This window comes from Bradyrhizobium sp. Arg816, from assembly GCF_029989365.1.
In the GTDB taxonomy this organism is placed as follows: Bacteria; Pseudomonadota; Alphaproteobacteria; order Rhizobiales; family Xanthobacteraceae; genus Bradyrhizobium.
On the sequence record NZ_JAPRAQ010000006.1, the window covers coordinates 263,364 to 287,910 of the forward strand.

General features: G+C 64.5%; 22 protein-coding genes, 1 tRNA gene and 1 pseudogene. 4 read left to right on the plus strand and 20 right to left on the minus strand.

What is annotated here, in order from left to right:
- Nucleotides 1-182 precede the first annotated feature (182 nt).
- Complete coding sequence (locus tag OWC48_RS17495; RefSeq protein WP_282521079.1) at nucleotides 183-1,241, minus strand: phosphotransferase family protein; 1,059 nt, start codon at nucleotides 1,239-1,241, stop codon at nucleotides 183-185.
- A 131-nt stretch (nucleotides 1,242-1,372) separates the two neighbouring features.
- Nucleotides 1,373-2,608 (minus strand): acyl-CoA dehydrogenase family protein, encoded by a 1,236-nt coding sequence (locus tag OWC48_RS17500; RefSeq protein WP_282521080.1) that lies wholly within the window; start codon nucleotides 2,606-2,608, stop codon nucleotides 1,373-1,375.
- A gap of 210 nt (nucleotides 2,609-2,818) precedes the next feature.
- On the opposite strand from OWC48_RS17500, the gene OWC48_RS17505 reads away from it, so the two are divergent.
- A complete protein-coding gene (locus tag OWC48_RS17505; protein ID WP_282521081.1) occupies nucleotides 2,819-3,481 on the plus strand; it encodes a TetR/AcrR family transcriptional regulator in 663 nt (220 codons plus the stop codon).
- Nucleotides 3,482-3,484: 3 nt separating this feature from the next.
- On the opposite strand, the gene OWC48_RS17510 is transcribed toward OWC48_RS17505, so the two are convergent.
- The 14 genes and pseudogenes from OWC48_RS17510 to OWC48_RS17575 all read right to left on the minus strand — a co-directional run bounded on the left by OWC48_RS17510 (nucleotide 3,485) and on the right by OWC48_RS17575 (nucleotide 18,483).
- Nucleotides 3,485-3,877: a RidA family protein gene (locus tag OWC48_RS17510; RefSeq protein WP_028154863.1), complete on the minus strand. Its 393-nt coding sequence runs from the start codon at nucleotides 3,875-3,877 to the stop codon at nucleotides 3,485-3,487.
- A 206-nt stretch (nucleotides 3,878-4,083) separates the two neighbouring features.
- Nucleotides 4,084-4,299: a hypothetical protein gene (locus OWC48_RS17515; protein WP_282521082.1), complete on the minus strand. Its 216-nt coding sequence runs from the start codon at nucleotides 4,297-4,299 to the stop codon at nucleotides 4,084-4,086.
- Between the two features lie 243 nt (nucleotides 4,300-4,542).
- Complete coding sequence (locus tag OWC48_RS17520; protein ID WP_282521083.1) at nucleotides 4,543-5,772, minus strand: CaiB/BaiF CoA-transferase family protein; 1,230 nt, start codon at nucleotides 5,770-5,772, stop codon at nucleotides 4,543-4,545.
- A gap of 169 nt (nucleotides 5,773-5,941) precedes the next feature.
- Complete coding sequence (locus tag OWC48_RS17525) at nucleotides 5,942-7,147, minus strand: MFS transporter (RefSeq protein WP_282521084.1); 1,206 nt, start codon at nucleotides 7,145-7,147, stop codon at nucleotides 5,942-5,944.
- Nucleotides 7,148-7,281: 134 nt separating this feature from the next.
- Nucleotides 7,282-8,109 (minus strand): 3-keto-5-aminohexanoate cleavage protein, encoded by an 828-nt coding sequence (locus OWC48_RS17530; RefSeq protein ID WP_282521085.1) that lies wholly within the window; start codon nucleotides 8,107-8,109, stop codon nucleotides 7,282-7,284.
- A gap of 120 nt (nucleotides 8,110-8,229) precedes the next feature.
- Nucleotides 8,230-9,618 (minus strand): MFS transporter, encoded by a 1,389-nt coding sequence (locus tag OWC48_RS17535; RefSeq protein ID WP_282521086.1) that lies wholly within the window; start codon nucleotides 9,616-9,618, stop codon nucleotides 8,230-8,232.
- A gap of 356 nt (nucleotides 9,619-9,974) precedes the next feature.
- Nucleotides 9,975-10,178: a hypothetical protein gene (locus OWC48_RS17540; RefSeq protein ID WP_282521087.1), complete on the minus strand. Its 204-nt coding sequence runs from the start codon at nucleotides 10,176-10,178 to the stop codon at nucleotides 9,975-9,977.
- Between the two features lie 18 nt (nucleotides 10,179-10,196).
- Nucleotides 10,197-11,531 carry a sorbosone dehydrogenase family protein gene (locus OWC48_RS17545; protein WP_282521088.1) on the minus strand — a complete coding sequence of 445 codons (1,335 nt, stop codon included), beginning with the start codon at nucleotides 11,529-11,531 and terminating at the stop codon, nucleotides 10,197-10,199.
- A complete protein-coding gene (locus OWC48_RS17550; RefSeq protein ID WP_282521089.1) occupies nucleotides 11,528-11,992 on the minus strand; it encodes a DUF2231 domain-containing protein in 465 nt (154 codons plus the stop codon). The genes OWC48_RS17545 and OWC48_RS17550 overlap by 4 nt, the downstream gene beginning before the upstream one ends.
- A 51-nt stretch (nucleotides 11,993-12,043) precedes the next feature.
- Nucleotides 12,044-12,256, minus strand: a pseudogene (locus tag OWC48_RS17555) (GDP-L-fucose synthase); the annotation flags it as partial.
- 121 nt (nucleotides 12,257-12,377) lie between these two features.
- Nucleotides 12,378-14,534 (minus strand): VWA domain-containing protein, encoded by a 2,157-nt coding sequence (locus OWC48_RS17560; RefSeq protein ID WP_282521090.1) that lies wholly within the window; start codon nucleotides 14,532-14,534, stop codon nucleotides 12,378-12,380.
- Complete coding sequence (locus tag OWC48_RS17565) at nucleotides 14,524-15,114, minus strand: RNA polymerase sigma factor (protein WP_282521091.1); 591 nt, start codon at nucleotides 15,112-15,114, stop codon at nucleotides 14,524-14,526. Before OWC48_RS17565 ends, OWC48_RS17560 begins: the two co-directional genes overlap by 11 nt.
- Before the next feature lie 549 nt (nucleotides 15,115-15,663).
- Nucleotides 15,664-15,737 (minus strand) — tRNA-Gly (locus OWC48_RS17570).
- Between the two features lie 331 nt (nucleotides 15,738-16,068).
- A complete protein-coding gene (locus tag OWC48_RS17575) occupies nucleotides 16,069-18,483 on the minus strand; it encodes an ATP-binding protein (protein ID WP_282521092.1) in 2,415 nt (804 codons plus the stop codon).
- 318 nt (nucleotides 18,484-18,801) lie between these two features.
- Here OWC48_RS17575 and OWC48_RS17580 point away from each other — a divergent pair, with 318 nt between their 5' ends.
- Nucleotides 18,802-19,515, plus strand: a complete 714-nt coding sequence (locus OWC48_RS17580; protein ID WP_282521093.1) for an ABC transporter substrate-binding protein — start codon at nucleotides 18,802-18,804, stop codon at nucleotides 19,513-19,515.
- Nucleotides 19,516-19,525: 10 nt separating this feature from the next.
- On the opposite strand, the gene OWC48_RS17585 is transcribed toward OWC48_RS17580, so the two are convergent.
- Together OWC48_RS17585 and OWC48_RS17590 are read right to left on the minus strand one after the other, a co-directional pair.
- The gene (locus tag OWC48_RS17585; protein ID WP_282521094.1) at nucleotides 19,526-19,729 is read right to left on the minus strand and encodes a hypothetical protein; all 204 of its coding nucleotides are present in this window, start codon (nucleotides 19,727-19,729) and stop codon (nucleotides 19,526-19,528) included.
- A gap of 26 nt (nucleotides 19,730-19,755) precedes the next feature.
- Entirely contained in the window at nucleotides 19,756-19,965 is a 210-nt protein-coding gene (locus OWC48_RS17590; protein WP_282521095.1) for a hypothetical protein, read from the minus strand.
- A gap of 161 nt (nucleotides 19,966-20,126) precedes the next feature.
- On the opposite strand from OWC48_RS17590, the gene OWC48_RS17595 reads away from it, so the two are divergent.
- Complete coding sequence (locus tag OWC48_RS17595) at nucleotides 20,127-20,507, plus strand: YciI family protein (RefSeq protein WP_282521096.1); 381 nt, start codon at nucleotides 20,127-20,129, stop codon at nucleotides 20,505-20,507.
- Nucleotides 20,508-20,516: 9 nt separating this feature from the next.
- Here OWC48_RS17595 and OWC48_RS17600 read toward each other — a convergent pair whose 3' ends face one another.
- Nucleotides 20,517-21,107 (minus strand): TMEM175 family protein, encoded by a 591-nt coding sequence (locus tag OWC48_RS17600; protein ID WP_282521097.1) that lies wholly within the window; start codon nucleotides 21,105-21,107, stop codon nucleotides 20,517-20,519.
- 128 nt (nucleotides 21,108-21,235) lie between these two features.
- Here OWC48_RS17600 and OWC48_RS17605 point away from each other — a divergent pair, with 128 nt between their 5' ends.
- A complete protein-coding gene (locus tag OWC48_RS17605; protein ID WP_282521098.1) occupies nucleotides 21,236-23,293 on the plus strand; it encodes an ATP-dependent helicase in 2,058 nt (685 codons plus the stop codon).
- Here OWC48_RS17605 and OWC48_RS17610 read toward each other — a convergent pair whose 3' ends face one another.
- Nucleotides 23,294-24,541, minus strand: a complete 1,248-nt coding sequence (locus OWC48_RS17610) for an amidohydrolase family protein (RefSeq protein WP_282521099.1) — start codon at nucleotides 24,539-24,541, stop codon at nucleotides 23,294-23,296.
- Nucleotides 24,542-24,547: the final 6 nt, after the last annotated feature.

Consider the following 24,547-nt stretch of genomic DNA (forward strand, 5'->3'; position numbering starts at 1 on the left):
TCCAACATCGCTGTCATGCCCCGCGAAGGCGGGGCATCCAGTACGCCGCGGCTTCTCCGTATCATCGCACTGCCTCTGGAATACTGGATTGCCCGCTTTCGCGGGCAATGACGCGGAGTGTGTGCGAGCAGCGAGGACCACAACGAAAAAGGGCGCGGCCATCGGCCGCGCCTTCGTCGTCCCTAAACCGCGCCCGCCTTCTGCGCGTATTCCCATGACGCCTTCGACAGCGGCACGGTGCGCTTGGCTGACTCCAGCGCCTTGGCATTGGCGGCGGTGCCGTCGCGGACGCGGCCGGCGATGCCTTGGGTGATGCCGGCGAGGCGGAACAGGTTGTAGGCAAAATACCAGTTGAGATCGGGCACCGTCATCTTGGTGACGTTGCAATAGATCTGCGCGGCCTCGTCGACGCTCGGGATGTTGAGCGCCTCGAGGTCGGCGCCCTCCAGGCCCGGCATGATCCACTGCATCAGGAGATAGGTGAAGTCGGCCATGGGATCGCCGAGCGTCGACAGCTCCCAATCGAGCACGGCCTGCACGCGTGGTTCCGTCGCGTGGAAAATCATGTTGTCGAGGCGATAGTCGCCGTGGACGATCGAGACGCGCGCCTGCTCCGGCACGGTTTTGGGCAGCCATTCGGCGACCTTCTCGAACTCCGGAATGTGCTGGGTCTCGGACGCCCGATACTGCTTGGTCCAGCGGTCGATCTGACGCGCGAAATAATTGCCGGGCTTGCCGAACTCGCCGAGGCCGATCGCGACGGGATCGAACATGTGGAGTTTTGCCAGCGTTTCGATTTTGCTGGTGAAGATTTTTCGGCGATCTTCCGGCGTCTGGCTCGGCAGCGTCGGATCCCAGAACACCCGGCCGTCCTCCATCGACATGATGTAGAAGGCGGCGCCGATGATGCTGTCGTCCTGGCACAGCGCATAAGCCCGCGCGACCGGAAAACCCTGCTTTCCGAGGGCTGCGATGACGCGATATTCGCGATCGACCGCGTGCGCCGACGGCAGCAATTTGCCGAACGGCTTGCGACGCATCACGTAAGAGCGGTTCGGCGTGTTGAGCCGGTAGGTCGGATTGGACTGGCCGCCCTTGAACTGGAGGACGACCAGCGGGCCTTCATAGCCTTCGACGTTGTCGCGCATCCAGGCCTCGAGCCGCATCTCGTCGAAGCGATGACGCTCCTCGACCGGCTTGGTGCCCGAGAACTCTTCGTCTTTCCTGACGCCGTCAGCCACGATGACGCTCCCTCTTCAGTCCGAACATGATCCTAATCGGTAACCGCTGACGCACTTGCGTCAAGCGGTCACCGAATGCGGATCAGCCCTGTCGTCTTTTTCAAGTCGGGAGCGCCGCAGGGCTCTCCCTCTTAATGCTTGGGAGAGTTGGCATACTTCCGAACTTCGAGCCTGGCAATGGCGCGATTGTGCACCTCGTCCGGACCGTCGGCGAGCCGCAGCGTGCGGATGCCGGCGTAGTCCTTGGCAAGACCCGCTTCGTCCGAAACGCCTGCGCCACCAAAGGCCTGGATCGCCTCGTCGATGATCTTCAGCGCCATGTTGGGTGCTGCAACCTTGATCATGGCGATCTCGGCCTGCGCGGTCTTGTTGCCGACCTTGTCCATCATGTCGGCGGCCTTGAGGCAGAGCAGACGCGTCATCTCGATGTTGGTGCGGGCTTCGCCAATGCGCTGCTCCCACACGCTGTGCTCGACGATCTTCTTGCCGAAGGCGGTGCGCGACATCAGACGCTTCACCATCTTCTCCAGCGCCTCCTCGGCCTTGCCGATGGTGCGCATGCAGTGGTGGATACGGCCGGGACCGAGGCGGCCCTGCGCGATCTCGAAGCCGCGGCCTTCGCCCAGCAGGATGTTCTCCTTGGGCACGCGCACGTTCTCGAGCAGCACCTGGGCGTGGCCGTGCGGCGCATCGTCGAAGCCGAACACCGGCAGCATCTTCTCGACCTTGATGCCTGATGTGTCGAGCGGAACCAGGATCTGCGACTGCTGCTGGTGCTTGGCCGCCTTGAAATCGGTCTTGCCCATCAGGATCGCGATCTTGCAGCGGGGATCGCCGACGCCGGACGACCACCATTTGCGGCCGTTGATGACGTAGTGATCGCCATCCTTCTCGATGCGGGTCTCGATGTTGGTGGCGTCGGACGAAGCGACCGCCGGTTCCGTCATCAGGAACGCCGAGCGGATCTCGCCGTCCATCAGCGGACGCAGCCATTTACGCTTCTGCTCCTTGGAGCCGTAGCGCATGAACACTTCCATGTTGCCGGTGTCGGGCGCCGAGCAATTGAACACTTCCGAAGCCCAGGAGATGTGGCCCATCTGCTCCGACAGCAGCGCGTATTCGAGATTGGTCAATCCCGCGCCACGGAATTCGTCGTCCTCATGCTCGTTCGGCGGCATGAACATGTTCCAGAGGCCTTCGGCCTTCGCCTTCTTCTTGAGGTCCTCCAGAACCGGGATGACCTTCCAGCGCTCGCCGCTGTGATCCTGCTCGTTATAGATCGGCACCGCCGGACGCACGTGCTTGGTCATGAACGACTGCACGCGGTCGAGCCATTCCTTCTGCTTGGGGGACAGATCGAAATCCATGGGACGCTCCTAGGTCTCTCTTTGCAAAGCTGTTTTGCGCCGGACTGTCCTCCCGCCGCACGCTGCCCGCAAGCACGAATGCCTGCGGACGCCTCGGAACCGGTTCGCGTGCTGCGAACGAGTCTCGATTTGCGGATTGACTTTCTCCGGCCTTCAAACGATAGTTTCATACAAGTGTTTGAATTGCAACTCCCTCCCTGAGGGGCATCCATGGCCAGCGATCATACGAGGTCTGCCATTCTCGCCGCCGCCGAACGGCTCTATGCCGATCGCGGCTTTGGCGACGTGACGCTGCGCGACATCGTCGCGGAGGCCAACGTCAACCTCGCGGCGGTGAATTATCATTTCGGCTCGAAGGACGAATTGATCGCAGAGCTGTTCGTCTCGCGCTCGATCGCCACCAACCGCGAACGCCTGCGCGAATTGAAGGCCGCGGAAGAGCAAGGCGGTGGTCGCGCGCCAATCGAGGTGATCTTGCGCGCCCTCGTCGGCCCGACCTTGCGCGGCTGCCTGGGTCCGGAAAACCAGCGCTCCACCGCCGCGCGCTTCATGATCCGCGCCTCGATCGAATCCGTGCCGCCGATCCGCCGCATCAAGAACCGCGAGATCGACCATTTGCGGAAATTCGCCGGCGCCATGCGACGGTCCCTGCCCGACCGCAGCGACGTCGATATCTATTGGGGCCTGAACTTCGCGCTGGCCATGGCGCACCACACCATCCGCGAGAGCGAGCGGTTGACGAAGCTGTCGGAAGGCAAATGCGATCTCGACGACGTCGAGGACGTCGTCGCGCGCGTCGTCAGCGTCGCGACGACGGCGCTGACGGCGGGGCGGACCGAGACGAAGGCGCCGTCACGGGTTGTAGCGCGTTAGCGCTCACATCATCGCGATGCAGTCGATCTCGACGTCGAAGGGGCCGAACCATTCCGGGGTGCAGACGAAGATGCGCGCCGGCGGATCAATCGGGAAATAGCGCGCATAGACCGCGTTGAAGGCGGCGAAGTGTTTTGTCGAGGTGCAGTAGACGTTGCACTTCATGACGTTGTCGAGGGAGGCGCCGGCCGTCTGAAGGCAGAGCTTCATCTGCTCCATGATGAGTTCGCTCTGGCGCTCGATCGGTACTTCCGCGATCTCGCCCGTCTCGGGGTCGAATGGCGGCAGGCCGGCAACGAAGATCATGTTGCCGGCGCGCGTCACCGGCGAGGTCGGCGCCTTCCAGCGGTCGAGGAATGTCGAAATCGGTTCGACGCGGAGCGCTTCGCGTTTCATCGGCGGCCACCTTCGGTTCGAGCGAGACTGGCGCCTTGCTACATCATTCTGCAGCCGGCATGCTTCGCTAAAGCTCGAAGTGTGGCCGTGGGGCCTAAAGCGCGATGCGATCGCGCTTTAGTTTTTTGTTTGAGCATGATCTCCGCGCAAACGCGTTCCGCGTTTGTCGCGAGGGAAAACCGCTGCGCAGTTTTCCGGATCGTGCTCTACACCCGCTGCGGGATCTCCTCGGCCTCTTCCTTGGCGAGCAGCAGCAGCATCTCGATACCCATCTCGCCTTCCTGGGGCGAGCGGATGAACTTGATCTCGTCGGCGCTTTGCCGCAGCGCGGCAATGATGGCGACGGCCTGATTGGCCGTTGCTGCCTCGGTCGCCAGAATTGCCTTCTGGTCCTTAGCCTGAAACCCGATCGTGTAGGACATTCGTTCCCTCCCGGATTTGCGTCGGGAGCATCGCACCAGAGTCGGGCGCAAAGCGGAAGCCTGTGCGAGTACGGACCGGGTTTATCTGGGGATTGCGCGCAAGCCTCGGGCAAGGCCGAGCATGGCGCGCGCATCGGCGGCGCTCGCAACGGTCGCGCCGAGATCCGTCAGGCTCCCTGCCGCATGCGCGACCAGTGGTGCGCAAGCCTATCTTGCCCACGCCGGGAGGATCAGGAAGCGAAGCTAGATGATCCCCTGCTGCTTCAGCTGTTCGATCTTGCCGGCATCATAGCCGAGCGTGCCGCCGAGCACCTCCTGGGTGTGCTCGCCCAGCAGCGGCGGGGCGCGGTAATTCTCGATCGGCGTCTCCGAGAGGGTCAGCGCGTTGCGGATCAGCGCGAGATCGGGCTGGAAGGGATGATCGACCTTCACCCGCATGCCGCGCGACTGGACGTGCGGATCGGAAAACACCTGCTCGAAATTGTTGATCGGCCCCGACGGCACGCCGGCCTCCTCCAGCTTTTCGAGCCAATAGGCCACCGGCTGCTTCAGGAACAAGCCGGCGAAGATCGCCATGATCTCCTTGCCGTGCACGACGCGGTCGTTGTTCTTGATGAAGCGCTTGTCGTTCGCAAGCTCGGGCTCGCCGAGCACGGCGCAGGTGCGCTGGAACTGGCCGTCATTGCCGACCACCAGCATCAGCTCGCCGTCGGTGCAGCGGAACACGCCGGCCGGCATGCCGCCATTGCCCCAGGTGCCGCGGCGCGGCGGCATCTTGCCGTTGACGAGGTAGATCTGGAGCCAGTGCGACAGCGATGCGATGACGGTGTCGAACAGGCAGACGTCGATATGCTGTCCCTGCCCGTCATTGGCGTCGCGATGGTAGAGCGCCGAGAGAATCCCGATCGAGGTGTTCATGCCGGTCATGTAGTCGACGATCGACGGGCCGACCTTCATCGGACCCTCGCCGGGCTCGCCGTCGATATGGCCGGTCACGCTCATCAGGCCGCCCATCGCCTGCAGGATCGCGTCATAGCCGGCGCGCGGCGCGTACGGGCCGGTCTGGCCGAAGCCGGTCACCGAGCAATAGATGATGCCGGGGTTGATCGCCTTGATCGTCTCGTAGTCGAGGCCGTAGCGCTTGAGATCGCCGACCTTGTAGTTCTCCATGAAGACGTCGACATCCTTGGCGAGCGCGCGGATGATCGCCTGCCCCTCGGGTTTGGCGATGTTGACCGTGACCGACTTCTTGTTGCGGTTGGCGCAGAGGTAGAACGAGTTGTTGTTGTTGGCCTTGCCCTCGGGATCGGTCAGGTAAGGCGGGCCGAAGGCGCGCGCGTCGTCGCCCGTGCCCGGCCGCTCGATCTTGATCACCTCCGCGCCGAGATCGCCCAGCATCTGGGCCGACAGGGGCCCGGCCAGCACGCGGGTGAGGTCAAGGATCTTGATGCCTGAGAGCGGCAGAGCCGACATGTCGATTTCCTCCGGGAACTGGATCTTGGCGCGGCGCTCGAAGCGGGCCTGCGCTTCCTGCGGATACACTATTTTCGGGCGCTGAGCACTGCACGCTGGGCATACGGCCATCCCCTGCCCCGCAGCTGAGGCAGCCCGCGGCGGCGAATTTCCGTTCTGCGAATATTTGTCAGGTCGTGGCAACCGCGGCCGCCTGCGGCCGCCGACGGCCAAGCAGGACCAGGATCAGCACTGTGGCGCAGGAGAAGACAAAGGTGAGACCGAGCGCACCGCGGCTGCCGAACTGGGTGAGCAGGCCGACAAGGAGCGGCGGCGAGATCGCGGATGCCAGATTGAGCGGCAGCGCGATCATCGACATCGCCTTGGCGAACTCGGCCTGGTCGTAGAACACCAGCGGGATCGTCGCCCGCGCCACCGCCATCGCACCGCTGCCGGCGCCATAGAGCAGGATGAAGACCGCAACCGCCCAGGTCGCGCCCTCGCTCGTCATCAGCAGCAGCATTGCCACCGGCAACGCCGTGCCCGCAACGAGCCCGGTCGTGATCCCGTCCCATCGCCCGCCGCCGAGGAAATCCAGCCCGCGGGCGCTGACCTGGATCACGCCCAGCATCGAACCGAATGCGAGCGCCTGCGCGGGCGCCAGCCCTTCCGCCCGCAGCAATTCGATCATGATGGCGCCGATGCCGAAATTGACGAAGGCGTTCATCGTGATCACGCAGACGACGAGACCGAAGGTGCTTCTCGGAATCGCAGGCGGCGTCGCGGCCTTGATCGGGCCACCGCCGTCGTCAGTCGCAATTTTCCGGCGCGGAGCCAGGAACGCGTAGAGCGGAAGGTTGATGAGGAGCATCATCGCCGCGTAGACGAGACAGGTCCCGCGCCAGCCGAAATGCCCGCTCAGGAACGACGTGGTCGGCCAGAAGATGCTGCTGGAGAGGCCCGTCACCAGCATGAGCCCGCCGATGGCATTCTTGGCGCCCCGCCCGGCCACTTCGTTGAGCATGATATAGGCGCCGGTCGAGAGCGTGGCGCTGCCGCCCATGCCGAGAATGACCCAACCGATAAAATAGAGCATCGGCTCGTGGGCAAAGGACATGACGACGAAGCCCGGCAGGGTCACGACCGTGCCCACCATCATCACCTTGCGCGCACCGTGCCGTGCAAACGCCCTGGCGAGCCAGGGCGCGCACAGCCCCATGGTGACGTAAAGGACCGAGCTGCCCGCGAACACCGCCGACAGGCTCATGCCGAGATCGGCCGCAAGGTCGCGGCCGATGACGGCCGGAAGACCGATCGTGCCCCATCCAACGAGCTGGGTGATTGCAAGCACCAGCAGGACCCCAACGAGCCTGCTGTCAGATTTCAAGAACCGCATTCCACTCGTCGCCTGCCCGGCAGGCGCCGATCACGCCTGTGACACCCGTCTTACCCGGAGACTCAGCGCAGCGGAACGCCGGCCGCCGAATGGCAGAAGGCGGCCGGGAGCATGTCAGCAGGAGGCAGTAGCCCCTACCCCGCGAGCCCGAGCAAGGATCGCGCCTCCGCCGCGGTCGCGACGCGCCGGCCGTGGCGTGCGACGGCCTCGCAGGCGACGGTCACGAGCTCTGCATTGCTGGCGGCGAGGCGCGCCTTGTCGATCCTGATATTGTCCTCGAGCCCGGTACGAACCGCGTCGGCGCCGCGCGCAAGCGCCCAGCCCATGACCTCGGCCTGATGCCGTCCGATCCCGGCCGCCGTCCACGTCGCTGTCGGGATCAGCCGCTTCAGCTCTCCGAGGAGGATGTCGAGGACATGCTCGTCGGCCGGCATCGCATTCTTGACGCCCATGACGAATTGCACGTGCGGGCGCGCGTCGATCAGCCCCGCCTCGATCAGGCGACGGGCGCCATGCAGATGCGACAGATCGAAGATCTCGATTTCCGGCCGGATGCCACCCGCCTTCATGCCGGTGGCGAGGGTGTCGACCAGGGCGGCGCTGTTCTCGTAGACGATGGTCGGAAAGTTCACCGACCCTGTCGACAGCGAGGCCATGTCCGGCTTCAGATAAAGCGATGATCCCCGCGCCGACGGATCGCGGCCCCGCCCGCCGGTCGAGAACTGAACGATCATCCCCGGACAATGCTTTTTGATCCCCTCCTGCACCTGCGCGAAACGCGCGGGGTCGGAAGACGGCGTCTCGTCATCGTTTCGAACATGGATATGGGCAAGCGTGGCGCCGGCCTCGAAGGCCTCCTGCGTCGACTCGATCTGCTCGGACGGCAAGATCGGCACCGCGGGATTGTCCTTCTTGCGCGGAACGGAGCCGGTGATGGCGACAGCAACAACAACGGGGTTCATCCTGCAACCTCATGATGATCGCGCTCGCGCGCACAAAATTCGAATCGGCAATCTCGTAACGCATCAAGCCCTGCCGCTGCAAACATCATCGATCGCAGCGGCAGGCTCCTTGCGTGCCCTTCAGGTCGGAATTGCGGCCGCACCGCTCGCCGCCTCCGCACGCTGCCGCTCATAGTCGGCCCGCGGCATCGGAACGGCCTTGGGATTGCCGAGATCGTCGATACTGACCCGATAGGTCTCCCGGGCCGTGACGGCTGCCAGCGCCGCGATGACAGTGATACCGAAGGCGATCGCCCCCACCGTCAAGGGGATATTGTCCGAGCCGGGAGGCGCCACGGTCGCAAACAGGGCCGGAAGCAACGCGGTGATGGTCGTTCCGATGTTCTGCGAGATCGCCATCGCCGACACCCGGGTGCGGGTCGGAAACAGCTCCGGGTAGAAGCTCGGGAAGATGGCGTTGTAGCCCTGGTAGACCACACCCCACATCAGGAGCGACAGCAGGATCGCGAGCGGCACATTCCTGATGCTGATGGCATAGAGATAGCCGAAGGCGAGCAAGCCGGAGAGAAGCGCGCCCACGATGATCGGAGGCCTGCGGCCGACCTTGTCGGAGAGATTGCCGACGAAGGGAATGACGAACACGGCCAGCATGTTTCCAAGCACCGGGATCCACAGATAGACGTCCTTGGCAAAACCGATGCCATAGGCCGGCTGGACCGCGTAGGCCGCACCGAAGATGGTCGCAACAACCGGAATGACGTTCATCAGGGCCATGCAGATGACCCTGAGCATGTCGCGCCAGCTCAGCTTGATGGCCTGGACGATTGGCGCCCGCGGCGTCTCTCCCCGCTCGCCCTCGCGGGCGAACGCAGGGGTCTCGTCGACTTCGCGACGAATGATGTAGCCTGCTACGATGACGAAGAAGCTGAGCAGGAATGGAATCCGCCATCCCCAGCTGTTGAATGCGTCGGTCGGCATATAGGCCGCCAGCGGCAGGAAGACGGCTGCCGCGAGGATCTGTCCGGCCTGCACGCCCTGAAGGGCGAAGCTCGCATAGAAGCCGCGCCGGCCGAACGGCGCATGCTCCAGGATCATCGAGCTCGCGCCGGAGATTTCACCGGCGACGGCAAATCCCTGCACGAGGCGCAGGATGACGAGCAGGATCGGCGCCAGGATGCCGACCTGCTGATAGGTCGGCAGGATACCCACCGCCATCGTCGAGATGCCCATCAGGAACATGCAGACGATGAGAACGGTCTTGCGGCCATGGGTGTCGCCCCAATGTCCGAGGACGAAGGCACCGATCGGCCGGGCCACATATCCCACGCCATAGGTCGCCAGCGATGCGACGATGGCGACGGTGGGATTTTCCGACGGGAAGAAGATTTGCGGGAAGATCAGCGACGCGGCGGTCGCGTAGATGAAGAAGTCATAATATTCGAGAGCCGAACCGATCCAGCCGCTCGCAGCAGCCTTCCTGGACTGACTCATGTGATGGATCGCGGTCATTTCAAAATTCCTCCACTGGGTTTTTTTGACGTCCCGTTGTCGGGCTTCGCTGGAAATTGGGCAGCATTCTCCGGGCGCTCTGCCGACTTCCGCGAGCGCTTGTCACTGCCGATGGGTATCCGATTGGTCGCGACAATAGGCTTTCGCCGGGCTAACACAATTACCCAGTTATGCGATAAACCTAACATGATGTTATTTTCGCGCCGGGCGCTCGCCTCCGCCCGGCAGTCACGCGCGCGGACCTGGTCGACATGCCGTCACGGGAAATCAACCACGCGGATTGAAGGGTCGCGCAAATAGCGCGTGTCGTCGATCGCCCGCGGGCGCAGGCGGCTGAGTGACGAAGTTGGCCGAAGTTAGCTTCCCAGCGCGGTCTCTCCTGGCTCGCGCCCGGGGACGCTGACGTGAACCTCATGTCCCTGGCGAAGCGCCAGCGAGGCCGCGGCCACCGCAGATTCGAACGCGGCTTCCTTGGTCGCGTATTTGCTTTTGACGTCGCCGTCGTGCAGCACGCCCCATTCGTCCTCGACCGGCACGATCGCGTATTGAGCAAGGCCCATGGTGCAACTCCTCGATATCTAGCGTTGCGTGAGCTGCGGATGGGCTGCCGTCACCCGCCACACGGTGTTGCCGCTGTCGTCGGCGACCAGCAGTGCGCCGGTCTTGTCGATGGCGACACCGACGGGACGGCCGCGTGCCTGATTGTCATTGTTGAGGAAGCCGGTGACGACGTCCTGCGCAGGGCCACTCGGCTTGCCGTCCGCAAACGGCACGAACACGACCTTGTAGCCGTTCAACACCTGCCGGTTCCAGCTGCCGTGCTCGCCGAGGAAGGCGCCGCCGCGGTAAGTGGCCGGCAGATTCGTGCTGGTGTTGAAAGCCATCCCGAGCGGCGCGACATGCGAACTCAGCGCGTAGTCCGGCACGATGGCCTTGGCGACGAGGTCGGGCCGCTGCGGCTTGACGCGGGGATCGAGGTGCTGGCCGTAATAGCTGTAGGGCCAGCCGTAGAAGCCGCCGTCCTTCACCGACGTCATGTAATCGGGGACGAGATCGGGACCGAGTTCGTCACGCTCGTTCACCACCGTCCACAACGCGCCGGTCTGCGGCTCGAAGCTCAGGCCGTTCGGATTGCGCAGGCCGCTCGCAAAGATGCGCCAGCGGCCGCTGGCGCGATCGACTTCGAGAATGTTGGCGCGATTGTGCTCGGCCTCCATGCCGTTCTCGGTGATGTTGCTGTTGGAGCCGACGCCGACAAAGAGTTTCGAGCCATCGGGGCTCGCGACCAGGCTCTTGGTCCAGTGATGGTCGATCGGGCCGCCTGGTAGCGGCGTCAGCACGGTGCCCGGCGCGGTGATTTTCGTATCGCCCTCCGTGTAGGGATATTTGACGATCGCGTCGGTGTTGGCGACATAGAGGTCGTTGCCGACCAGCGCGACGCCGAACGGCGAGTTGAGATGGTCGAGGAAGACGCTTTGCGTGTCCGGCACGCCATCGCCGTTGGTGTCGCGCAGCAACGTGATGCGGTTGCTCGGGCCCGTATCGCCGCCGGAGGTCGCCCAGGACTCGACATAGCCCATCACGATCTCCTTGGGTCGCTTGATCGCGGCGCCCTTCGGCGCCTTGGATTCCACGACCAGCACATCGCCGTTGGGGAGGACGTAGAGGAAGCGCGGATGCTGCAGGCCCGTCGCAAAGGCCTTGGCCTGCAACCCCTGCGCAACCGTCGGCGTCTCGTCCTTCTTCCAGCCGACGATGCGCGCGATGTGCATCGGCGGCAGCAGATATTGCTGAATTTCAGGTAGCTTTGGATTGGCGCCGATCTGCGCTTTGGGATCACCGCTGCCGTCATCGCAACCGGCGAGACACAGAAGCGAGGAGCACAGCAATGTGCGGACAAGCAAGGACGTCATCGTGCAACTCCCACGCCGTGGCGGTACACCATCGCCCAGCCGAGCCAGCCGGTGACCGGCAGGATCAGGACGGTGATCACCGAAAGAATGAGCCCGGTCGGCCACACCGAGGTCCACGCATCGCGCGTGTGGATCAGCACATTGACGGTCGCCAGGATCAGCGCCACGGCGTTGCCGATCAGATGCGGCCAGGCCGGAGCCTGCGCCCGCACCAGGCGATTGCCGAGAAAATCAGTCAGGCCGGCGATCGCCGCCAGCACGCCGAAGATGACGCCGACCACCAGGAGCCAGGCGGAGAAATCCGCCCACATGATCTCTGCGCTGACGACATAGGCAATGTCGGTCAGCAATGCCCCGATGAAGCACGCGATCGGTATCGGCACCAGCATCGGATGAATTGGATGACCCGCGATTTGCGCGGTGGAGCGCACGCGCACGGCTTCTTGCACGGTCGGCCTCATGTGGCTTTTCGCCCTGCCCGACCGGCCAACTCTTGCTTGCAGTGAAGGTTCCTACTCTCGCACCGCCACCGGCGAGGCGTGATACGCCGCATAGGCGCGCCTCAAGCCATCGTGAAGCGACGTCGTGGCACGCCAGCCGAGCTTGTCGAGACGGCTGACGTCGAGCAGCTTGCGCGGTGTTCCATCGGGACGCGAGCTATCGAAATTGATCTCGCCGCAGTCACCGACGATGTCGGCCACGACCCGCGTGAACTCGGCGATGGTGTTTCTCATAGCTGGCTCGTATCGCTTTTGTTGGCACTCCTGTGTTGAGTGCAGCACCGTTGCTGTTCCTCCGCTCCCTGTCGATGCCGGAATGGGCGCGCTGGCCCAAATCGAAAAGTGATCACGGTCGCAGCGGCTGCATTGCGCTCGCAGTTTTGGCCGCGCGCACCAACTGAAGGAATTCGGAGCGATAGCCGTAAGGATCGTCGCCGCGCGCGGCCGAGGCGATACGGAGCACGTCGTCATAGCCGAACCGGCCAGTGTGCTTTCCGCCACGTAGAATCTCGCCGAACGCGGCTACACTGGTTGCAAAGCGGGCATCGAGTGGCGCATCCTCGAAGCGGCCATGTTCCGATGCGCGATCGACGGCAGTGCTCACCAGCACGCTTTGATCGGATCGCGGCAGCTTGTAGCGGATCTTGACGAAGGCATATTCGGCTGGCGACGGTGAGTCGCTCGCCGGGGCTTGCGCACCGTATCGAAGATCGTCGACCACGCGAGGCCCGCCGACAGGCACGATGTCGTAGAGCGCCGTCACGGTTTGCCCCGAGCCGACGTCGCCGGCATCGACTTTGTCATTTGAGAAATCGTCGCGATTGAGAAGTCGCGTCTCGTAGCCGATGAGCCGATATTCGGCGACGGTTGCCGGATTGAACTCGACCTGGATCTTCACATCCTTGCCGATCGGAAACAGCGTCGAACTTGCCTCTTCGACCAGCACCTTGCGTGCCTCGTTGATCGTATCAATGTAGGCGGCGACGCCGTTGCCGTTCTGCGCCAGCGTCTGCGCCAGCGCGTCGTTGTAATTGCCGGCACCAACGCCGAGCACGGACAGGAAAATGCCTTTTTCGCGTTGACGCTCGACGAAACCTTTCAATTCATCCTTGTTCGTAATTCCGACATTGAAGTCGCCGTCGGTGGCGAGGATGACACGATTGACGCCGCTGGCGTCAAAGTTCTGCTCTGCAAGCACATAGGCTTGCCTGATGCCTTCGGCACCCGCCGTACTGCCGCCCGCATCGAGCCGATCGATCGTCGCCAGGATTTTCGCTTTCTCGGACACGGAAGTGGGCTCGAGCGCCGTGCCGGCATTTCCGGCATAGGTCACGATCGCGATGCGGTCCTCGGGTTTCAGCTGGGTAACGAGCATGGCGAGCGACTGCTTCACGAGCGGCAACCGGTTCTGCGGCTCCATCGAGCCCGATGTATCGATCAGGAAAACGAGATTCGCGCGCGGTCGGCTCGTCTGTTGCAGCGCATAACCTTTGACGCCAATGCGAATGAGCTTGCGGCCTTCCGCCCAGGGGTTTGGAAACACGGCAACATTGGCCCGGAACGGTTCGCTCGCCGATGCGGGGGCTTCATAGGCATAGGGAAAGTAATTGATCAGCTCCTCGGTCCGAACGGACGCGGCCGGCGGCAGGACATTGCGGTTGAGCTGTGCGCGGACGAACGCATACGACGCCGTATCGACATCGATGGAGAATGTCGAGACGGGTGCATCGCGCGCAACCTTGAAGGCGTTTTCCGGCGCATTCGCAAACTTGTCACGGCCGACAGGCTCGGACGCAGCAGGAGCGTGTTCGCGCTGGTCCCGAAAGACTTCGGCCTGCGCCAGCAGTTGCACAGACGGCGCGCGCGCGTGCATTTGATCGTTCTGGCCTCTAAGAGCGTACATTTCTGAGGGTGCCCCCGGCATGAGACCCTGCACCCGGCCGGGCGCCGCCGTGGAAGATGCCTGAGGAGCGAACCGGCCGGCGATCTGATCTTCCACGTGCGGCTTGGCGGGAGGCGGCGGCGCGGCAACCGAAGGCGCGGCGGCTTCCTGGCTGGGCTTTCCGGCCTGCGTGGCGGTTTGGATTTGCGGTTGCGGCTGGGCCTGGCTTTCGCTTTCCTTCTTGGCTTGCACTGTCGAAGGAGCTTGAGCGACGTCGTTGCTAGCCACCTTTTGTTCGACGGGCGCAGCGACGTCCTGCGATTGCGGCGACCGCATGAGATGGAGATAGGCGCCCGATCCGGCAACAATGCAGGCCAGGCTGGCGGCCAGGAGATAACGCGTACGCTTCATGACAAACCTCTCGCGCGACGGCCGCAAGGACGCGGCGGTTCGCTCGATGAGACGGATGTCGGTCGGCATTCCTTGGCTGTCGTCGGCGTTTTTTTCCTCGGCGCTTTTTTGATCGAAGCGCAGCAGCGCCTCTTGCACAGCCGAGGCACGCGCGTCCGGCGCAGGCGGCGGAGGGTCGGGCAAACGCATGATGTCGTGATCAGTACTCATCGCCAATGTCCTTCGCGAGACCCGCCTGTCGCCTCACCTCGTGCATGCGGCCGGAGATGGTCGACTCGGAGACGCCCAGGGCTGTGGCCGCCTCCGCGTGCGTCATGCCTTCGCCGACCACAAGCACGACCGTCTCGCGCAGCAACGGCGAAAGCCGCGCCAGCTCGCTCGCGAGCCAGCTGCGACGAAACAGATCCCGGCCATCCGGCGGCGCCGCCATTTCGGCAAGAACGGCGAGATGGCCTTTCAGCCGCGTCAACGTCGAATGGCGCCGATGGTGGTCATGGCAGGCGTTGCGCACGATACCGACCAGCCAGGTTGTGAACTTCGCCTCACCCCTGAAAGAAGCGATCCGTTCCACCAGCGCGCAGCAGACATCCTGGCAGATGTCCTGCGCGTCTGTCCGGGAGCCGGTCATGCGCCACGCGACGCGGTGCATGAGGTCGTAGTGACGCCGCAACAAGGCTTCGAATGCGGCACGGTTGCCCTGCGTGGCCAGACTGACGAGGTCGTCATCCGTGGCGCCGCCATCCGGCGGCTCAGTCGCCTCTGCGGTCATAAGCTGAATGGCGCCCCCCATGCCCTTTCCTCAAGGCCGACAGGATTGAGCAAGATAATTGGGACCGTTACCTGGTCCCTCGGCCAGTCCCGTCCAGGACCGCGATCGGATGCGCTTTACCATAGTAGTTCCACCCATAGGCCGGGGCGCCGGGAGGAGATTTTCCGGGCATTCATGAATTGAGACGAACGAGACGCCGGAATCCTTGGGCCAGGTTTGAAAAAATTCCCGGGCGGCGCAACATCATGGCCTTACAGCGCTCTGTCGCGGTAGCAACGCAAGCATCGTGGCGGCGAACACGATCCGGGCGACCATGCCCAGGATTTCAGGCGTTCGGCGTGGCGCGGTCCAATTTGCCTCGCTTCAGCCGGTCGCATACAGCGAAGGCCAGGAGGGGGCGCCAACTGGGATTCTAACTGGTTGCCTTTCGCGGTTCTTATCCAGCGCGGGAATACGAAAGCTATCAAGAGAGTCGCGAAACAGTCGATCGGAAAGCGAGCATCGGAACGCGCAAAGCAGCCGATTTGTCAGAATGAAATCTGACCCCTCTCGCTAAATCTTCGAAAAATTTGGAGCGGGTGAAGGGAATCGAACCCTCGTATTCAGCTTGGAAGGCTGCTGCTCTACCATTGAGCTACACCCGCATCACTGGCTCCCTAACACGACCGGGCGGCAGTCTCAACTGCTCCGGACCGGTCTTTCCCGCCTCGCGGACAGGCTAGTTCCCGCCCCCGGGGCGCCCCTTAACGGCGGCGGGATTTCGTCCTATATTCAGAGTCCCGAAACCAACGAAAGGAGGTGATCCAGTGTCTTATCTCAAGCGCTGTCACCTCGCTGGGATCGCCCGCTAGGCTTTGACGAAAGGCCTGGCATCGGGGCGCTCTCAGCCCTGGACCAGCGAGCAAGAAATCGGGCGCGACGGGGTCTCCCCGCCGCGCCTTTTTCGTGGGTGGCGCCCGCATGGATGAGCTCCGCTCAGGCCGGCGGCTCGCCTGCAAGCACCTCGCGGATCTTCTCCGACAGCTCCGATTTCCGGTACGGCTTCCTGAGCAGCGCCAGGCCGGGATCGAGATGTCCTTCGTGGACGATGGTGTCGTCGGTATAGCCGGAGGTGTAGAGCACGTTCGCCCCCGGCCGGCGGAGCCGGACGGCTTCGGCCAATTCCCGTCCGTTCATGCCGCCGGGCATGATGATGTCCGTGAACAGGAGATCGAATTTGACGCCCTGGTCGACCAGCGCAAGCGCGGCTGCGCCGTCGCTGGCGGCAAGCGTGCGATAGCCGAGGGTGCCGAGCTGGGCGATGACATAGCCCTGCACCAGCGGATCGTCCTCGACCACGAGGATCGTCTCCTGCCCTCGTGCCGCCGCGGGCGGCTGAACCGACGCCGTCTTGGCCGGCGTCTCGCCCTTCGACCGCGGCAGGAACAGCCGCATCACCGTGCCGCGCCCCTCCTCGCTCTCGATGACGACGGTGCCGCCGGTCTGGCGGGCAAAGCCGTAGACCATGCTGAGCCCAAGTCCGGTGCCACGGCCGACGCCCTTGGTGGTGAAGAACGGCTCGAACACGCGCTCGCGGATGTCGGCCGGAATGCCGTGACCAGTGTCGGCCACCGCGATCATCACGAAGGCGCCGCGCATGACATCGCCGTCGCCGGCACCGCTGGCGCCGTCGAGCTCGCGGTTCGCGGTCTCCAGCGTGAGCCGGCCGCCGCCCGGCATCGCGTCACGCGCATTGACGGCGAGATTGACGATCGCCGACGAGAGCTGCGACGGATCTGCCATCGCGGACCAGGCGTCGTCCGCGAGCCGGGTCACGATCTCGATATGCTCGCCGAGGATCGGCTTGAGCAGCTTCGCCGTTTCGACCACGAGTGCGTTGACGTCGATGTCGCGGGGCTCCAGCGGCTGGCGGCGCGCGAAGGTCAGGAGCTGCGAGGTGATCTCGGCGCCGCGCGCCGCCGCATCGTCGATCAGCTGTGCGATCGCGGCGAACTCGGGCTTGTCGGCAAGCCCTTCCTGGATGATCTCGATGGTGCCGGTGATGACCGTGAGCACGTTGTTGAAGTCGTGAGCGACGCCGCCGGTGAGCTGACCGATCGCGTCCATCTTCTGGGATTGGCGCAGCCGCTCCTCGGCCTCGTGCTGCGCCGTGAGGTCGGTGGCCGACCCGCGATAACCCATGAAGCGTCCGTCCGCCGCGAAGATCGGCTGGCCGTTGACGTTGAAATGATGCATGCGGCCGGCCACGTCGCGCCCGCGATATTCGAACTTCCGGAACGGCTCGTGGCGGTCCAGCGCCGCCACGTGCGCCCGCCATTTCTCGGGCTCGGCGTCGCGGTCGGAGGCGGCATCTGTGCGGTGCTTGCCGACCAGCGCCTTGTTGTCCATGCCGAAGGCGCCGGCCCGCTCGGATACGTAGGTGAACCGATGATCCGGTCCGGTCTCCCAGAACCAGTCGGACGCGGTCTCGGCATAGTCGCGGAAACGCTCTTCACTGGCACGCGCGTCCTCTTCGGCGCGCCGGCGAATATTCAGGTCGCGCTCGAGATTTGCGTTGGCCTCGCGCAGCTCGCCATAGGCGCGCTCGAGGTTCGCGCACATCGCGTTGAAGGCGTCGATCACCTTGTCCAGCTCGTCGGGATCGCGGGGCGGCCGGCGCTCGAGGCGCAAAGGCGGCGGCGGCCGCGACAGGCTGTATTGGCCGACGTACTCGGCGATGGCGGCCAGATGCCGCGTCACCAGCAGATGGAACATGTAGATGATGAACAGCGAGACGATAAAGGTCTTCGCTGCCTGGCTTGCCAGGATGATGAGGGCCCGGTTCAGCAATTGCTGATAGACCTCGGCCAGCGTCGCCTCGACATGAAGCACGCCGATCGGGCGTACCGTCCCCTGGACACTGTAATTCAGCGGATAGTCGCGTGTCACGGCTGAGCGGGTGCTCGGCTCGCCGACAGCAACACGGATCGGATTGGGACGATCGGCGATCTCGCGCACCTCGGCGGCGCGGATGTCGGGCAGCCGCAGGATGCCGTCGAGCTGGAGCTTGAGCTGGTTCTGGTCGAGATTCCACAGGCTCTCGCCGAGGCTGCCGGTCGTGCTGCGGCCGATCTCGTCGAGCCGCGTCTCGATGACGCCGACCTCGCGGTCGTAGTCGAGATAGAGCTGAAGGGCGGTCAGCATCAGCGTGACGATCGAGGAGAACAGCAGCACGGCGGCCAGCAGGCGCGGCCCGACGCCGCTGCGCGACCAGTTGAAGATCCGCGACAGCAGCGCTCCGATCATCCCTGGCGCAAATGCAGGGCCGATCCCGCTCAAATCCTGCTTCGCGGCCGCCGGGGCACCGGCGCGGCTGCTGCGCTTGGAGTCCTCGTCGCCTGCGTTGCCCATGCACCACCTCCCCGGAATGGCGGCACCCTGCTCCGGACGGCGGGTCGCAGCCGCGAGCAATTCGACAGTTGAAATTCTCTCATCACGCGACTTGCATGGCGATCCTGCCGGCCCATGGGCGGCTTGGCGGGGTCTGATCTTGCACCCAGCAGCAGGATTCTCGCGCAAACTATCACTTCGCGTACTGGAATGACATTGGTTAAAGTCCGCAGTCACCTGCAAGACGGGCGAGCGGTGCGGCCGCCACACGGGCGCCACGTCGGTGGCTCGCGGCCATCCGAATCCAATGGTAGCCATGCAGGGCAAAGGAGACGCGTCATGTGGCGGATCATCGTCGCCTGCCTGTCATTGCTCGCCGCCGGTCCGTCGCACGCGCAGGAGCTGATCCGGCTGGCGCGGATCGCCGATATCCCCGATCAATATGTCGGCGGCGAGATGCTGCGGGCCGTCTACGCCAAGCTGAATATCAAGCTGGCGTTCGAGGACGTCCCCGGCAAGCGCGCGCTGGCGCTGTCGAGCGCGGGCGAGGTCGATGGCGAGATCCAGCGGATCGGAACGCTCTCCAGCGAGTACCCGACGCTGATTCAGGTCACGCCGGCGATCAACTACATCGAGCCGGCGGTCTTCGCGACGAAACTCCGTTTCGACGTCGCCGGCTGGAATTCGATCAGGGAGTACAGCATCGGAATCGTCCGCGGCGTCGGCTCCTCAGAGGCCGGGACGCGCGGCATGGCCCGCGTCACCGCGACCACCAGCCTCGAGAACATGATCAGGATGCTCGACGCCGACCGTTTCGAGCTGATGGTCACCGACCTCTTCAGCGGGCTCGTCGCGGTGAAGAAACTCAATCTGCAGGCCAGGATTGTTCCGCTCTCGCCACCGCTGGAGCGCATCAACATCTACCACTATTTGCACGAACGCCATCGCGATCTGGTGCCGGAGGTCGGCAAGGTGATCGCGCAGATGGAAGCGAGCGGCGAGCTGGCAACGCTGCGCGAGGCGCTGGTCAAACAGGTCCTGAGCGCGCCGTGACGGCGCCGGGTCAGCTCGCGCGAAGCCGCTCACGCAGGGCAACGGCGCCAATCAGCACGCCGACGCACCAGGCCATGACCGTCCGATGAGGCTCGTCGCCGAGCAGCACCGTGATGATGCTCGTCAGCAGGCACGGCGCGATTGCCTTCGCCGTCCGGCTCATCAGCGCAAGCAGGAACGGCATCGTCGCGATCGATATTTGCAGGACGTCCATGTTGAAAGACGGTGTCTCCGAAGGCTTCAGAAGCCACACACATTGAGCCCGCGCGGGCGTTTTCCGCGGCGGCTCTCGACGATCCGCTCGCCGCCGTTCTCGGCCGAGCTGCCGTAATAGCGGTGGTGGCCGGACTGGTCGTGCAAATCCGCGGCTTCCGATTTTCCCGCCCGACGCGCGTCGCAGATGATCTTTATGGTCGACATGGCCGCCTCCGAAGTGTTCTTGGTGGCCATCAGTCGCCTCGGCTTTGGACAGCGTTCACCTCCGAGGGCGGCAATCGGGTTTCAGGACGGTTTCGTCGCAACTTGCGCGACGCAATATGTTAGGGATTGTCGGTATCGGCGGCGCTCATACATCCTTCCGACTGCGAGCTTGAAAAACAAACGAGGTGACGATGCTTTACGCCATCCTGGCCTACCACGTGGAAGACGAGATTTTGTCCTGGGCGCCGGAGCAGGACGCCGCGGTCGTGGCCAAAGTGATCGAGGTTCAGGCGCCCTTGAGGGCAAGCGGACACCTTGGGCCGGCCGCCCGTCTGGATGAGACCCGAAAGGCACACACCTTGCGCGGCCCCGGCGCGGGCATGGTGCTGGACGGCCCGTTTGCCGAGACCAAGGAGCAGCTTCTCGGCTTCCATCTCGTCGACTACGATACCGATGAGGAAGCGATCGCGGCGGCGCGGAAGCTGCGCGAGGTCAACCCGTCGGCGGTCTACGAAATCCGCCCGGTCAAGCTTTACGTGCCGGCCGACGGGTTCGGCGCGACAAAAGGGTGAGCCGCCGCCTCACGCACCTGGCCCGGTCGGTGCGGCATAGAAGCGCTGGATCAACAGCCCGCCAAAGGCGATGAACCACACGAAGGGCGCGACGTGCGGCGCGAAGGCCGCAACGATCGTGCCCGGAATGAACACCAGCAGCGGAAACATCGAGGCCATGATCTCGTGGCGCCAGCCGCCCAAAATCGTCCACCACAGCCAGGCATTGAGGCCGGCGATCGCAGTCAGATGCAGGCCGTAGAGCACGGCCACCGCGCTGCTCATGCTGTAATTGGTGTAGAGGCCGTTGGTCACCGGCAGCAGCACGATCGACAGCAGGAAGAACAGGTTGAGGATCACCATGCCGCGGCTGCCCACGGGCTGGCGCGCGAGCCGGCGGTGGTGGCTGATCCAGAACACGCCGGCAATGATGAAGCTGAGCGCGAGACCGGCGAGCTTGCCGGAATAGACATGGGCGAGATCGCTCCAGCTCGGGGCACTGGTAAACACCGCGGCCTTGGGCAGGTCGTAGGCGAGCAGCGTCATGGCGACACCAAAGATGGTATTGCTGAGCGACTCCAGCCGCCGCATCTCGAACTGGTCGGGCTTGAGGTCGGTCATGCCGGTTGCGCACTTCTCAGGCTGGAACTTCGGGCCGTGTTGTCCCTAGGTCTTAACATTGGTTCCGTCCAGCCGCATTGCGATTCGCGCCGGGATCGCCGACTCTCGCCCTTTCACCGGGGCGATTCGTGGCGACATATCTGGACACGCTCAATGCGGAGCAGCGCCGTGCCGTGGAGCATGGCGTCGCCGATGGCGCGACCGTGGGCGCCCCCCTGCTCGTCATTGCCGGCGCAGGCTCCGGCAAGACCAATACGCTCGCCCATCGCGTCGCGCACCTGATCGTCGCAGGCGCCGATCCACGACGCATCCTCCTGATGACGTTCTCCCGCCGCGCCGCGGCCGAGATGGCCGGCCGGGTCGAGCGCATCGCCCGCAAGGTGCTGGGCGAGAACAATGCCGCGATCATGCGCGACGCCCTCACCTGGGCCGGCACGTTCCATGGCATCGGCGCGCGGCTCCTGCGCGAATATGCCGAGCGGATCGGCGTCGATCCGGCCTTCACCATCCACGACCGCGAGGATTCCGCCGACCTGATGAACCTGGTCCGGCACGAGCGCGGCCTGTCGAGGACCGAGAGTCGCTTTCCGGCCAAGGGCACGTGCCTGTCGATCTACTCGCGCTGCGTCAATGCCGAGATGGAGATCGAAAAAGTGCTCGGCCAGCACTATCCCTGGTGCGCGGGCTGGGCCGCCGAGCTGAAGGGCCTGTTCGCGGCCTATGTCGAGGCCAAGCAGACCCAGCACGTGCTGGATTACGACGACCTCCTGCTCTACTGGTCGCAGATGATGAGCGATGCGCTGATCGCCGACGAGATCGGCGGCCGCTTCGATCACGTGCTGGTCGACGAATATCAGGACACCAACCGCCTGCAATCCTCGATCCTGCTGGCGCTGAAGCCGGATGGACGCGGGCTCACCGTGGTCGGCGACGACGCGCAGTCGATCTATTCGTTCCGCGCCGCCACTGTCCGCAACATCCTAGATTTTCCGCAAAGCTTCTCCCCCCGCGCCGAGATGATCACGCTCGACCGCAACTACCGCTCGACGCAACCCGTGCTGGCGGCGGCGAACGGCGTCATTGGCCTGGCGCGCGAACGCTTCACCAAGAATCTGTGGACCGACCGCACCTCGTCGCAGAAGCCGCAGCTCGTCACCGTCCACGACGAGGCCGACCAGGCGCGCTACATCGTCGAGCAGGTGCTGGCCAACCGCGAGCAAGGCGCGCTGCTCAAGCACCAGGCGGTGCTGTTCCGGACGTCCTCGCATTCCGGGCCGCTGGAGATCGAGCTGACCCGCCGCAACATCCCCTTCGTCAAATTCGGCGGCCTGAAATTTCTCGATGCTGCGCACGTCAAGGACGTGCTGGCGCTGCTGCGCTTTGCCGAAAATCCGCGCGACCGCGTCGCCGGTTTCCGCATCCTGCACCTGTTGCCGGGCATCGGCCCCGCCACCGCGCAGCGCGTGCTCGACCAGATGGCGGAGAGCACCGATCCGCTCACCGCGCTCGGCCAGCTTGCGGTGCCGCCACGCAGCGGCGCCGAGTGGACCGACTTCGTCCGCACGGTCGGAAATCTGCGCTACTCGGAATGGCCAGCCGATCTCGAACGCGTGCGGCTCTGGTATGAGCCGCATCTCGATCGCGTCCACGAGGATTCCGAGACGCGCCGCGCCGATCTCATGCAGCTCGAGCAGATCGCGAGCGGCTATGCCTCGCGCGAAAAATTCCTGACCGAGCTCACGCTCGACCCGCCGGATGCGACCAGCGACAAATCAGGCCCTCCGCTCCGCGACGAGGACTATCTGATCCTCTCCACCGTCCATTCGGCCAAGGGCCAGGAATGGAAGTCGGTGTTCGTGCTCAACGTCGTCGACGGCTGCATGCCGTCGGATCTCGGCGCTGGCACTACGGCCGAGCTCGAGGAGGAGCGCCGGCTGCTCTATGTCGCGATGACGCGCGCCAAGGACGATCTGCACCTCGTCGTGCCGCAGCGCTTCTTCACCCACGGCCAGCAAGCCAAGGGCGACCGCCACGTCTACGCCTCGCGCACCCGCTTCATCCCGGAATCCCTCGTCTATCTGTTCGAGCGCACCGCCTGGCCGAAGGCCGCCGCCGGCGCGGCCCGCACCGCGGCCCAAGGCCCGAAGATCGACATCGGCGCGCGGATGCGCGGGATGTGGCGGTAGTTAGGCGTTCAGCCGGTCGAACTGGACCTTGCCCGCCTTCATCACCATCGGGATGTGCTCACCCTGGCCGAGCAGGCAGGCGACATCGCGCAGCGGGTTGCCGTCGACCACGAGCAGGTCCGCAATAGCGTCGGGCGCAATCCGGCCGAGCTTGCCCTCCATGCCAAGCACTTCGGCACCGATCAATGTCGCGCTGGCGATGACGGCATGCGGCCCGAGAATTTCGGCGCGAATCCGGAATTCCTCGCTCTGGAGGCGTTGAGAGGCTCCAAGCAGGTCGCTGCCAAATCCCATCTTCACCCCGGCGTCGCGATAGATCGCGAGCGAACGCAGACCGGCGTCGCGGACATCGGCGATCTTGGCCACGCTCTCCGGCGGCAGGCCGTATTGGGCGCCCTCATTGGCCAGCGCCTCGTAGGTGACGAGGGTCGGCACCACATAGGCGCCCTTTTCGGCCATCAGGCGCGCGGTCGGAGGATCGACCAGATTGCCATGCTCGATGGTGCGCACGCCGCAGCGAACCGCGCGTTCGATGGCGGCCGCGGTGTAGGCGTGGGCGAGCACGTAGGTCTGGCGCCCGCGCGCCTCCTCGACGATGGCGCGGATCTCGTCCTCGGAATAGCCGAAGGCGCCGACCGGATCGGTCGGTGAAGCGACGCCGCCGGACGCCATGATCTTGATCTGGTCGGCGCCCATCTGGAGCTCCTCGCGTGCCGCCCTACGCACCCCATCGACGCCATCGGCAACGCGCGCCAGCGCGCCGACCCGCACGCAGCAGGGACATGGCGCATCGCTCGCGAGGTAATCCGAGCGTGCCCGCATGTCGCCGTGGCCGCCGGTCTGGCTGAGCGCGCGGCCGGAGACGAACAGCCGCGGGCCGTCGGTCAGGCCGGTCTCGATCGCCTGCTTCAGCGCATGGCCGGCGCCGCCGGCGTCGCGGACGGTGGTAAAGCCACGTCGCAGCATGCCGCGCAGCAGCAGCGTCGAGCGCAGCGTCACCAGCACGTTCGGCATGTGGACCTGCTGCGCCAGGTTGAGCTCCACGGCGATCGCGTGCACATGCAGGTCGATCAGGCCGGGCATCAGCGTCTTGCCCTTGAGATCGATGGTGCGATCGGCGGTGGCCTGGATCGGCCGGTCCGAGACCTCCTTGATCAGGCTGTCTTCGACCAGCACATCATGGCCTGCCAGCAATTCCGCCTGGAGCGGATCGAGCAGCGCGGCGTTCTTGAAGAGGATGCTGGGCATCGCGGA

Bases quoted from the DNA above. Each gene is read 5' to 3' on its own strand.
- OWC48_RS17545 (WP_282521088.1), bottom strand. From the start codon at position 11,531: ATGACGTCCTTGCTTGTCCGCACATTGCTGTGCTCCTCGCTTCTGTGT.
- OWC48_RS17530 (WP_282521085.1), bottom strand. From the start codon at position 8,109: ATGAACCCCGTTGTTGTTGCTGTCGCCATCACCGGCTCCGTTCCGCGC.
- OWC48_RS17535 (WP_282521086.1), bottom strand. From the start codon at position 9,618: ATGACCGCGATCCATCACATGAGTCAGTCCAGGAAGGCTGCTGCGAGC.
- OWC48_RS17510 (WP_028154863.1), bottom strand. From the start codon at position 3,877: ATGAAACGCGAAGCGCTCCGCGTCGAACCGATTTCGACATTCCTCGAC.
- OWC48_RS17560 (WP_282521090.1), bottom strand. From the start codon at position 14,534: ATGAGTACTGATCACGACATCATGCGTTTGCCCGACCCTCCGCCGCCT.
- OWC48_RS17505 (WP_282521081.1), top strand. From the start codon at position 2,819: ATGGCCAGCGATCATACGAGGTCTGCCATTCTCGCCGCCGCCGAACGG.
- OWC48_RS17590 (WP_282521095.1), bottom strand. From the start codon at position 19,965: ATGGCCACCAAGAACACTTCGGAGGCGGCCATGTCGACCATAAAGATC.
- OWC48_RS17610 (WP_282521099.1), bottom strand. From the start codon at position 24,541: ATGCCCAGCATCCTCTTCAAGAACGCCGCGCTGCTCGATCCGCTCCAG.
- OWC48_RS17595 (WP_282521096.1), top strand. From the start codon at position 20,127: ATGCTTTACGCCATCCTGGCCTACCACGTGGAAGACGAGATTTTGTCC.
- OWC48_RS17550 (WP_282521089.1), bottom strand. From the start codon at position 11,992: ATGAGGCCGACCGTGCAAGAAGCCGTGCGCGTGCGCTCCACCGCGCAA.
- OWC48_RS17540 (WP_282521087.1), bottom strand. From the start codon at position 10,178: ATGGGCCTTGCTCAATACGCGATCGTGCCGGTCGAGGACGAATGGGGC.
- OWC48_RS17515 (WP_282521082.1), bottom strand. From the start codon at position 4,299: ATGTCCTACACGATCGGGTTTCAGGCTAAGGACCAGAAGGCAATTCTG.
- OWC48_RS17580 (WP_282521093.1), top strand. From the start codon at position 18,802: ATGTGGCGGATCATCGTCGCCTGCCTGTCATTGCTCGCCGCCGGTCCG.
- OWC48_RS17525 (WP_282521084.1), bottom strand. From the start codon at position 7,147: ATGCGGTTCTTGAAATCTGACAGCAGGCTCGTTGGGGTCCTGCTGGTG.
- OWC48_RS17500 (WP_282521080.1), bottom strand. From the start codon at position 2,608: ATGGATTTCGATCTGTCCCCCAAGCAGAAGGAATGGCTCGACCGCGTG.
- OWC48_RS17600 (WP_282521097.1), bottom strand. From the start codon at position 21,107: ATGACCGACCTCAAGCCCGACCAGTTCGAGATGCGGCGGCTGGAGTCG.
- OWC48_RS17520 (WP_282521083.1), bottom strand. From the start codon at position 5,772: ATGTCGGCTCTGCCGCTCTCAGGCATCAAGATCCTTGACCTCACCCGC.
- OWC48_RS17585 (WP_282521094.1), bottom strand. From the start codon at position 19,729: ATGGACGTCCTGCAAATATCGATCGCGACGATGCCGTTCCTGCTTGCG.
- OWC48_RS17565 (WP_282521091.1), bottom strand. From the start codon at position 15,114: ATGGGGGGCGCCATTCAGCTTATGACCGCAGAGGCGACTGAGCCGCCG.
- OWC48_RS17575 (WP_282521092.1), bottom strand. From the start codon at position 18,483: ATGGGCAACGCAGGCGACGAGGACTCCAAGCGCAGCAGCCGCGCCGGT.